The organism is Mycobacterium sp. (genome assembly GCF_035499775.1).
In the GTDB taxonomy this organism is placed as follows: domain Bacteria; phylum Actinomycetota; class Actinomycetes; order Mycobacteriales; family Mycobacteriaceae; genus Mycobacterium.
Genome location: NZ_DATJYB010000484.1, coordinates 1 through 9533, shown reverse-complemented (window position 1 = coordinate 9533; position 9533 = coordinate 1). Strand labels below are relative to the sequence as shown.

Genomic DNA, 9533 nt, shown 5'->3' with positions numbered 1-9533 from the left:
CCCATCAGGCCATGTTGCAGTGCCATGACGTAGCACCGTTATTCCGCAAGCGTCCGATGGGATTTCACGGTGCGTTCACCAACTTGGCCTGGTCGTCCGATAAGGACGTCGACCTTGACTACCACGTGCGGCGATCGGGCTTGGCCGAGCCGGGACGGGTGCGCGAGCTGTTGGAGCTGACCTCGCGACTGCACGCCAACCTGCTCGATCGCCACCGTCCGCTGTGGGAGGCGCACCTGATCGAGGGTCTCAAGGACGGACGCTTCGCGGTCTACACCAAGATGCACCACGCCCTCATCGACGGGGTATCCGGCATGACGCTGATGCGCCAGTCGATGGATACCGAGCCGGCCGGCCACGGTGAGTTCCGGGCGCCCTGGATGCCGATGCCGCCGGTGTCGAAGCGTTCGACGCGTGATCGGAAGCGTCGCCTGCCGTCCTTGGGAGGCGTGCTGGGATCCGTTGCGGGACTGGCACCCTCAACGCTGCGACTGGCCCGCGCCGCGCTGCTGGAACAACAGCTGACGCTGCCGTTCGGGGCGCCGCGCAGCATGCTCAACGTGCCGGTCGGGGGAGCACGGCGCTGCGCGGCACAATCGTGGCCGATGGACCGGGTCAAGGCGGTCAAGGCCGCCGCCGGGGTGAGCCTCAACGACGTCGTGCTGGCTATGTGCGCGGGGGCGCTGCGCGCTTATCTCGACGACAGCGACGCGCTACCGGCCGCGCCGCTGGTCGCGATGGTCCCGGTGAGTCTGCGTGGCGACAACGACGCCGTGGGCGGCAACATGGTCGGGGCGGTGTTGTGCAACCTGGCCACCCATCTCGAGGATCCGGCACAGCGGCTCGGGGTCATCCACTCCTCGATGCTGGGCAACAAGAAGGTGTTGTCACAACTGTCCCGGACCCAGGCGATGGCATTGTCGATGCTGCTGTTGAGTCCGGCTGTACTCAGTACCGTGCCGGGTCTGGCCAAGGCGGCCCCGCCGGCGTTCAACGTGTGCATCTCGAACGTGCCCGGCGCACGAGAGCCGTTGTATTTCAACGGTGCCCGGCTCGTGGGCAACTATCCGATGTCGCTCGTCCTCGATGGGCAGGCGTTGAACATCACGCTGACCAGTAGTGCCGACAGTCTCGACTTCGGACTGGTCGGATGCCGCCGCAGCGTGCCGCACCTGCAGCGGGTGCTCGGCCACCTGGAAACCTCGCTGAAGGATCTCGAGCGCTCCGTCGGTTTATAAGTCGAGTCGGTCTATAGGTGGACCCGGCGGAGCCGATTCTGGCTCCGGTAGGCGGCCGGCCCGCTTCCGAACCAGCGTTTGCACGAGCGGGTCAGCACGCTCTGTTCGGCGTAACCGAGTTCACGGGCCAGGTGCGGCAGGCTGATGCCGGTGGTCCGCAAGTACCGGTCCGCGGCATCCTTGCGGACCTGGTCGACCACAGCCGCGAAGGTGGTGGCTTCGTCGGCGAGCCGGCGTTGTAGCGTCTTCGGGTGCAGGTGAAACTGCTCGGCAACCACCTCGAGCGTTGCGGCGCCAGTCGGGAGCAGCTGGCGAACGATGGTGCGCACCGATTCGACGATCCCGGCGCCCACCGGGGTGATGCTGCTCAAGTAGTCGACGACGGCGCGGTGCGCGACTTCATCGCGGCTCAAGGGACGGGCCAGGTGGGCCGTTCGCACGGTGTAACCCGCCGTACGTTCGGCGAAGTAGGGCGTGCATCCGAAGTACTGCACGTAGGCGGCTTTGGGTGTGAGCGGGTCGTGGGGTAGATGCACCGCCAGGGCGGAGTAATCCGCACCCATCAGCAGCCGGAACACCCGCAGCGAGACGCCCAGCGCGAGTTCCATCGAGTGCGGGTACGGCGGTGCGTCGTCGAGCAGATATTGGAGGCTGATGAACGATCGCTCCGGGTCGGGCAGTGGTGCGATGTTGATGGCGATCACCGGGCTGTATGCCGCCATGAACGTGTTGAAGATGGCCAGCGCGTCTCCGACGGTCGCCGCGGTGCGGGCCGCCACACCGACCGGCCCCAGGATCTCGATGCCCTGCCGTTGCGCCAGTCGCCGCCCGAAATCCGTTGTGGCCGTTGCCTCTGCGGCAGATTCGATGGCCCGCATCGTCGCGCGGAACGGAATGAACGCGTCGTAGTTGCCGACGTCGCGTTCGCGTATGCCGGCGGCGCGCAGCAACGCGGCCGGGTCGCCGCCTAGTTCGGTGACCACGGTTGGGTAGTTCGAGAGCGCGGTCCCGCGCACCACGGACATGTCGTCGACCCTCAGCCGCCAGGGCGCACCATGTCAAGGGCTCGCGCTCAGCGGTGCGGTTCCGATTCCGGTCAATTCCGTCTGGGCAGGACCAGCAAGACGATCAACGTCACAATGCTGAAAAGGAGTCCGAGCAAACCCCAACCAAGCCTGTTGCGCCCCGGTTGCCCGCGACGAGCGCACACACGATCGCAGCGATGACGCTGAAGAGGATCACCAGCCCTATCGGGTGAACAAGGAGCAAGAAGACCACTCGAAGGAGCTTCAGGGCTGCGAAAAAACCGCCGATGCTCGCCGCCTGTGGATGATCCTGTGCAGCCGCCAGCAGAGAGTGAAGCACGCCGACCGCCCCCTTGAACTCGGGTAAACGTGGGACAGCCTAGTCGTGAGTCGCGTCCATGGTCGCCGTTTGGATAACGACAATTGTCGGGTCAGTGAGATCGCCTAGGATTGAACTCACTTTCCAATCGCCGGGTTGGTCCGCACGTTGCGAGAGTGGGCCCGCGAGTCTGTCAAAAACTCATCGAGGCAAGGAGATTCAGATGGGCGAGGCGTTAGATACCAACCCCGAACAGGCCGCGGCACTGGCCGCGCGTCCGGTTGACGCACCGGTCGTGATGATCAACCTGCTGAAGTTCAAAGCCGAGGGTGGGCTGGAGTCCTACCAGCGGTACGCACGCGAGGTCGCGCCGCACCTACAGCGCGTCGGCGCCACCGTCCGTTACGCGGGAACCGTGCCGGCCTACATCATCGGCGACGGCGAACGCCCTTGGTGGGACGCGATTCTCGTTGTCGAGTACCCCACACCGCAGGCATTCGTCGCCATGGTGTCCACCCCGGAGTACGCCAAGGTGCATGAGCATCGGGCCGCCGGATTGGAGCGTGGCGACCTGATCGCGACGTCGGGATGGTCGCTCGCGCCGGAGTAGCCACGGCGACGGCGGCGGGCTGTCGCAAAATCGTCGCACCCCGAGCGGGTATTCCACTTGAGTCCCACCCGGTACAAATGTCCGGCTACCAGCGTTCCGAGAATCATTGCGCAGCAAGCGAATTTATCGCCTGCAGCTGCGCGCAAAGCCGTATCCTTTCCTCCGGTGATCGGAGTGACGGATGGGACCGGCGGCGTGTCGAGCCTAATTTTGCAACAGCCCCGCGGCCATTTCCCTGGCACGGTCTAATGGGGGGATGGAAATGATGATGCCCACCGACGCGATGTTCCTGTTCGCCGAATCCCGTGAACATCCGATGCACGTGGGTGGCTTGTCGTTGTACGAGCCGCCGGAGGGCGCCGCCCCCGGGTTCGTGCGGGAGTTCTTCGACGCTCTGGTGGCCGACCAGGATTTCCAGCCCACCTTCCGCAAGCACCCGGCAACGGTCATGGGCGGAATCGTCCGCTTCGCATGGGATTATGACGACCACATCGACGTCGACTACCACGTCCGGCGCTCGGCCCTCCCCTCACCGGGACGGGTTCGCGACTTGCTGGAGCTGAGCTCCATGCTGCACACCAGCCTGCTCGACCGCCACCGCCCGCTGTGGGAACTGCACGTCGTCGAGGGGCTCAGCGATGGCCGGTTCGCCATGTACGCCAAAATGCACCACGCCCTGATCGACGGGGTTTCGGCGATGAAACTTATGCAGCGCACGCTGTCGGTCGACCCGGAGGACTCCGAGGTGCGGCCGATGTGGAGCCTGCCCCGGAAGAAGAAGCGCCAGCAGTCCGGTAGCGGCTCGTCCCCGCTGGGCTCGCTGGTCAACGTGGCCGGATCCGTTGCGGGACTTGCGCCCTCGGCGGTGAAGCTGGCCCGTGCCGCCCTGTTCGAGCAGCAGTTGACCCTACCGTTCGCGGCGCCGCACACCATGCTCAACGTCAAGGTCGGTGGAGCCCGCCGGTGCGCGGCTCAGTCCTGGTCGCTGGACCGCGTCAAGGCCGTCAAGCAGGCCGCGGGTGTGACCGTCAACGACGCCGTCCTGGCGATGTGCGCCGGTGCGCTGCGTTACTACCTGATCGAGCAGAATGCGCTGCCTGACACACCGCTGATCGCGATGGTCCCGGTCAGCCTGCGCTCGGAGGCCGACGCCGACGCCGGCGGCAACCAGGTCGGCAGCATCCTGTGCAACCTCGCCACCGATGCCGAGGATCCCGCGCAGCGGATACAGGTCATCAGCGAATCGATGCGCGCCAACAAGAAAGTGCTCGCCGAACTGCCGCGGGTCCAGGTGCTGGCGTTGTCGGCGCTGAACATGGCGCCGCTGCTGCTGGCGGGTGTCCCGGGATTCCTCAGAACGGTGCCGCCGCCGTTCAACGTCGTCATCTCGAATGTGCCGGGCCCGGCTGAGCGGATGTACTACGGCGGAGCCCGGTTGGACGGCAGCTACCCGCTGTCCAACATCCCGGACGGGCAAGCGCTGAACATCACCCTGGTGAACAACGCGGGCAACCTCGACTTCGGTCTGGTCGGATGCCGTCGCAGCCTGCCACACCTGCAGCGGTTGCTCGCGCACCTCGAGGAATCGCTCAAAGACCTCGAACGCGCCGTCGGAGTCTGAAGAATCTGCACATGGCGAAGCTCAGCGCGGGGCTGCTGTTGTATCGCGCTCACGGCGGCGTCGTCGAAGTCCTCATTGCGCATCCCGGTGGCCCGTTCTGGGCCCGCAAGGACGACGGGGCCTGGTCGATCCCGAAAGGCGAGTACGACGACGGCGACGATCCGTGGGTCGCCGCGCAGCGCGAGTTTTCCGAGGAGATCGGGCTGCCGGTACCGGCCGGGCCGCGAATCGACTTCGGCGCACTCAAACAACCCAGCGGCAAGGTGGTCACGGTGTTCGCGGTGCGGGCGGACCTCGACGTCACCGACGCCCGCAGCAACACCTTCGAACTGGAATGGCCGAAGGGCTCGGGCAGGATGCAGGAGTTCCCCGAGGTCGACCGCGTCGCCTGGTGTCCGGTGGCCCAGGCACGCACGAAGCTACTCAAGGGGCAGCGCGCGTTTCTCGATCGATTGATGGGGCATCCGGAGCTGACCGGACTAAGCGAAGGGGGTTGACATGCATACCACTCAGGGGTCGACGGTGACGGCTCGCCGGCGCCTGCGCAGGAAGACCACGAAAGCCACAGCCGCGACCACGCCGCCAAACAGCAACGTGGCCAGGATGATCAGCTCGATCGGGATGACTTCGTCGTGCTCGACGTAGACCACCTGTCGGTAGGGGTCGTCGTTGGGCGCGTTGCCGAAGGCGAAGTCCGACGAGATCTTCGACGGCTTAGGGATATTCATCTGCATCTTGGTCAGATACGCGCCGTGGTTCCCGGCCAATTCATGTAGCAGCGGGTCGCGAACGACACTGGACACGTTGCCCGCGAACTGGACTTCGGAGGACTGCGCCGAGGCGTCGGCGTCGGTGCGCTGCTGCCGATGATCGGACAGCGTGAAGATGGTGACCTGCTGCGCGCTCTGCGCCGCGACGGATAACCGCATCGGGTAGACCAATTGCGACGACTGGAAGGTCATCCGCACCGGCTTGAGCCCCCCGACGATCGGGGCGGTGCTCGTCAGCCGCATCGCCACGAACGACCAGCCGTCCCGCACATAGGGATCCAGCGCGTTAGAGACCGCCGGCCGAATGGCATAACCGTTGTCGGCCAACCACTTCTGCAATCCAGCCAGGTCGCCGCCGGCCAGGGTGGTCGCCTCCAGCGGGCCCAGGTGCACCTGATTGACGACGTTCGGGGCGCCGGCTGGAGCTGCCGCGTCGGGCGCGGAGCGCGCGAACAACCAGAACCCCAGGGTCCAGTGCTTGCGCTGCTGGGTTTGCGGCGCGGTGAGTGAATCCAATTCGGTGAACGTCGCCTTGTCGCCCGCCGTGACCTTCGCCGGGGTGGGCGTGGGCACCACCAGGGCGACGTTGTCGGTGCTGGCGTTCAACGCTAGCTGCATGAGGATGGTCTCGGTTGAGCCATCCCAATGCACCAGTGCCACTTCATGATTCATCGTGGCCTGGGCGTCGGGTGGAGCGACAACTGCGCCGCACGCGCAGGCCTGGCTCGGTGCGGCCAGCGCCAAGGCGCCCAGGGCGGCCCACACCAGCGTGACGGCGGCCAGCGCCAACCGGTAGACACGAAGCACTGTCATGGCCCACATGCTACGTGCGGGTTGACCTGCCGATGTCCGCTTCGAACCGGGCTGAGCGCGGCGGCACGGGCACAATGTTGGAATGACGACGCGGCCCATCGAGCCCACCGAGCTAGCCGACCCTCAAGCGCTGCTGCTGCAACTGCTGGACCCGGCCAACCGGGCCGACCCCTACCCGGTCTACGCGCAGTTTCGTGACCGCGGACCGTTGCAGCTGCCCAGGGCACACGTCGCCGTCTTCTCGGCCTACCGCGACTGCGACGAGGTGCTACGGCACCCGTCGTCCAGCAGCGACCGGATGAACTCCACAATCGCGCAGCAACAGATCAGCGCCGGTGTCGCGCCGCGCCCGCAGTTCCCGCCGGGCTTCTTGTTCCTCGACCCACCGGACCACACCCGGCTGCGCAAGCTGGCCGGCAAGGCATTCGCGCCGAAGGTGGTCAACGCGCTGCAACCCGAAATCAGCGCATTGGTAGACGGCTTGCTCGACCGGATCGCCGAGCGGGGCCGGTTCGATGTCATCGGGGACTTCGCCTATCCGCTGCCGGTGCAGGTGATCTGCCGGCTGCTTGGTGTGCCACTCGAGGACGAGCCGCAATTCAGTCACGCATCGGCGCTATTGGCGCAGGCCCTGGATCCGTTCATCACCTTCACCGGCGCGCCGTCGGAAGGCATAAACGAGCGGTTGCAGGCGGGCCTGTGGTTGCGTGAATATCTGCACAATCTGATCGAGCAGCGACGCTCGCATCCCGGCGACGACTTGATGTCGGGGCTGATCGCGGTGGAGGAGTCCGGCGATCAGCTCACCGAGCCCGAGATCGTCTCCACTTGCGTCCTGCTGCTGGTCGCCGGACACGAGACCACTGTCAACCTGATCGCTAACGCGATCCTGGCGTTGCTGCGTCACCCGTTGCAGTGGGCTGCGCTCGGTGCCGACGCGGCCCGGGCGCCGGCGGTGATCGAGGAGACCTTGCGCTACGACCCGCCGGTGCAGATGGTCGGCCGAATTGCCGCTGATGACATGACGATTGCCGGGGTCGACGTGCCGGCGGGCGACGTGATGATGCTGTTGCTGGCGGCGGCCCAACGCAATCCCGCCGAGTTCGAGCGACCCGATGACTTCGACCCGGGGCGGGGCACGATGCGGCATTTGGGTTTTGGTCGCGGTTTGCACTACTGCCTGGGGGCACCGCTGGCGCGACTGGAGGCCGGCCTGGCCCTACCGGCGCTGGCGACGCGTTTCCCGGGTGCGCGGCTGGACAGTGAACCGCAGTACAAGGCCAATGTCACGCTGCGTGGGCTGTCGACGCTGACGGTCGCGGTCTGAGACCCGTCACTGCGAGGCGACGTCGCCGTTGCCGTCACCCGCATCCGACCCGACCAGCTTGATCGAAAGCGGTATGGGGGTGTCCAACTCGGCGATCCCGTACGAGTCGTAGTAGACGCCGATCGTGTACTCGCCTTCGGCCGATACCACGAACGGGAGCGAGTGGGTAAAGCATCGGTACTTGGACAGCTTGTCCTCGTCGTCGGGCCATTGCCAAGACGATTCGATGCTGCCCTGCCGTTTCCCGTCGGGATCTTTGCACACGATGTACAGCTGCGGGTCATGGTCCCTGCCCGCCTGGGCGTGGACCACCACAACGAGCGGAATCGTTACCTCTAAAGGGATTTGGTCGACTTCAAAGCAGGTCGTGGGGATGCGCCAGGCATTGATCGCTCCGTCGTCGTCGAGCTTGGCGTCACCCGCCACCAACAGCGCGGCTATATGCACGACGACAGCTTAGCGGCGGTCTGCGCTGCCGGGGCCGAGTCCGGGAACAATGTCGCTCAGGCTGAAAGTCAGTGGCTGTTCGAGTTGCTCGTAGTTGCACGAGCGCGGGTTGCGGTCGGGGCGCCATCGGCTGAACTGCGCCGTGTGGCGGAACCGTCGACCTTCCATGTGGTCGTAGCGCACCTCGACGACCCGCTCGGGCCGCAGCGGCACAAACGAGAGGTCCTTGCCGGCGTTCCAGCGTGAGAATTCGTTCTTGCGGGGCGTGCGTTCGCCGGCCTCGTGGGCGGCCCAGTTCCACGGGTGGTCGTCGAAGCTGGTGACCAGCGGCTGCAATTCGGCGAACAGCCGCCGCCGTTCGGCCATCGGAAAGGCGCCGATCACCCCCACCGACGCGAGCTGACCGTCGTCCTGATACAGCCCGAGCAACAGCGAGCCGATCGCGTCGCCGCCGGACTTGTGCACCCGATAGCCCGCGACCACGCAGTCGGTGGTCCGCTCGTGTTTGATCTTGAACATGACGCGCTTGTCCGGCTGGTAGGTGATGGTCAGCGGCTTGGCGATGACGCCGTCCAGCCCGGCTCCCTCGAACTCGGAGAACCAGCGCTGTGCGGTTTCCCGGTCGGTGGTCGCCGGCGTGACGTGGATCGAGGGCCCGGAGCCCTTCAATGCTTCGACGAGGGCCGCGCGCCGTGCGCTGAACGGGCGCCGCGTGTAGTCGTCGTCGCCGAGGGCGAGCAGGTCGAACGCGATGAAGGTCGCCGGCGTGCGTTCGGCCAGCATCCGCACCCGCGAATCGGCCGGGTGGATACGTTGTTGCAGCGCCTCGAAATCCAGGCCGTGGTCGGTGGCGACCACGATCTCGCCGTCCACCACGCAGCGCTGCGGCAACTCGGTCTTGACCGCGGCGACCAGCTCGGGAAAGTAGCGGGTCATCGGGCGCTCGTTGCGGCTGCCCAGCTCGACGTCGTCGCCGTCGCGGAAACAGATGGACCGGAAGCCATCCCATTTGGGCTCGTAGGAGGCATCCGGTGGGATCGCCCTGACCGATTTCGCCAGCATCGGCGAGACCGGCGGCGTGACGGGTAAGTCCATTGGTTCATTGTGGCTTCCGGCGATCGGCTTCCGGCATCTGGAAGCCGGGTTCAATCTCGGATACGGGTGAATACCTGGTCGTAGGGGCCGCCCTTACACGAACTGCCCGTCACATTCTCCAGACCGTGGCCGGAGAGCGAGGTTATCGGATCCGGTGCCGGTTTTGGCATGGGAAATTGACCGGTCATCACCACGTGACTGGTTCCCCCGGCCGCACACGGGATGTCGTAGTCGGTGTTTCGCGTCCAGGATCCATTGGCGAACATGA

General features: G+C 65.9%; 10 protein-coding genes and 1 pseudogene. 5 read left to right on the top strand and 6 right to left on the bottom strand.

The window, feature by feature from the left end; translation table 11 throughout:
• Positions 1-1238 (top strand): wax ester/triacylglycerol synthase family O-acyltransferase (locus VML93_RS29775; protein WP_325616039.1); only part of this gene is annotated, 1238 nt, incomplete at its 5' end.
• An 11-nt stretch (positions 1239-1249) separates the two neighbouring features.
• On the opposite strand, the gene VML93_RS29770 is transcribed toward VML93_RS29775, so the two are convergent.
• Positions 1250-2263, bottom strand: a complete 1014-nt coding sequence (locus VML93_RS29770) for an AraC family transcriptional regulator (RefSeq protein ID WP_325616037.1) — start codon at positions 2261-2263, stop codon at positions 1250-1252.
• 109 nt (positions 2264-2372) lie between these two features.
• Positions 2373-2603, bottom strand: a complete 231-nt coding sequence (locus VML93_RS29765; protein WP_325616035.1) for a hypothetical protein — start codon at positions 2601-2603, stop codon at positions 2373-2375.
• Positions 2604-2805: 202 nt separating this feature from the next.
• On the opposite strand from VML93_RS29765, the gene VML93_RS29760 reads away from it, so the two are divergent.
• From VML93_RS29760 to VML93_RS29750, 3 genes are all read left to right on the top strand, one after another.
• Positions 2806-3192, top strand: a complete 387-nt coding sequence (locus VML93_RS29760) for a DUF1330 domain-containing protein (protein ID WP_325616034.1) — start codon at positions 2806-2808, stop codon at positions 3190-3192.
• A gap of 256 nt (positions 3193-3448) precedes the next feature.
• A complete protein-coding gene (locus VML93_RS29755; protein ID WP_325616033.1) occupies positions 3449-4813 on the top strand; it encodes a wax ester/triacylglycerol synthase family O-acyltransferase in 1365 nt (454 codons plus the stop codon).
• An 11-nt stretch (positions 4814-4824) separates the two neighbouring features.
• Positions 4825-5310 (top strand): NUDIX domain-containing protein, encoded by a 486-nt coding sequence (locus VML93_RS29750; RefSeq protein WP_325616031.1) that lies wholly within the window; start codon positions 4825-4827, stop codon positions 5308-5310.
• A gap of 12 nt (positions 5311-5322) precedes the next feature.
• Here VML93_RS29750 and VML93_RS29745 read toward each other — a convergent pair whose 3' ends face one another.
• Complete coding sequence (locus VML93_RS29745) at positions 5323-6396, bottom strand: DUF2330 domain-containing protein (protein WP_325616030.1); 1074 nt, start codon at positions 6394-6396, stop codon at positions 5323-5325.
• An 82-nt stretch (positions 6397-6478) separates the two neighbouring features.
• On the opposite strand from VML93_RS29745, the gene VML93_RS29740 reads away from it, so the two are divergent.
• On the top strand, positions 6479-7723 hold the full coding sequence (locus tag VML93_RS29740) for a cytochrome P450 (protein WP_325616029.1): 1245 nt from the start codon (positions 6479-6481) through the stop codon (positions 7721-7723).
• Between the two features lie 6 nt (positions 7724-7729).
• On the opposite strand, the gene VML93_RS29735 is transcribed toward VML93_RS29740, so the two are convergent.
• The 3 genes and pseudogenes from VML93_RS29735 to VML93_RS29725 form a co-directional block, all read right to left on the bottom strand.
• Positions 7730-8170 carry a hypothetical protein gene (locus tag VML93_RS29735; RefSeq protein WP_325616027.1) on the bottom strand — a complete coding sequence of 147 codons (441 nt, stop codon included), beginning with the start codon at positions 8168-8170 and terminating at the stop codon, positions 7730-7732.
• Positions 8171-8179: 9 nt separating this feature from the next.
• Entirely contained in the window at positions 8180-9265 is a 1086-nt protein-coding gene (locus VML93_RS29730; protein WP_325616026.1) for an ATP-dependent DNA ligase, read from the bottom strand.
• 50 nt (positions 9266-9315) lie between these two features.
• A pseudogene (locus VML93_RS29725) lies at positions 9316-9533 on the bottom strand (serine/threonine protein kinase); the annotation flags it as partial.

Excerpts from the sequence above, each read along its gene's own strand:
- VML93_RS29740 (WP_325616029.1), top strand. The coding sequence starts at position 6,479 with ATGACGACGCGGCCCATCGAGCCCACCGAGCTAGCCGACCCTCAAGCG.
- VML93_RS29770 (WP_325616037.1), bottom strand. The coding sequence starts at position 2,263 with ATGTCCGTGGTGCGCGGGACCGCGCTCTCGAACTACCCAACCGTGGTC.
- VML93_RS29750 (WP_325616031.1), top strand. The coding sequence starts at position 4,825 with ATGGCGAAGCTCAGCGCGGGGCTGCTGTTGTATCGCGCTCACGGCGGC.
- VML93_RS29745 (WP_325616030.1), bottom strand. The coding sequence starts at position 6,396 with ATGACAGTGCTTCGTGTCTACCGGTTGGCGCTGGCCGCCGTCACGCTG.
- VML93_RS29730 (WP_325616026.1), bottom strand. The coding sequence starts at position 9,265 with ATGGACTTACCCGTCACGCCGCCGGTCTCGCCGATGCTGGCGAAATCG.
- VML93_RS29760 (WP_325616034.1), top strand. The coding sequence starts at position 2,806 with ATGGGCGAGGCGTTAGATACCAACCCCGAACAGGCCGCGGCACTGGCC.
- VML93_RS29755 (WP_325616033.1), top strand. The coding sequence starts at position 3,449 with ATGGAAATGATGATGCCCACCGACGCGATGTTCCTGTTCGCCGAATCC.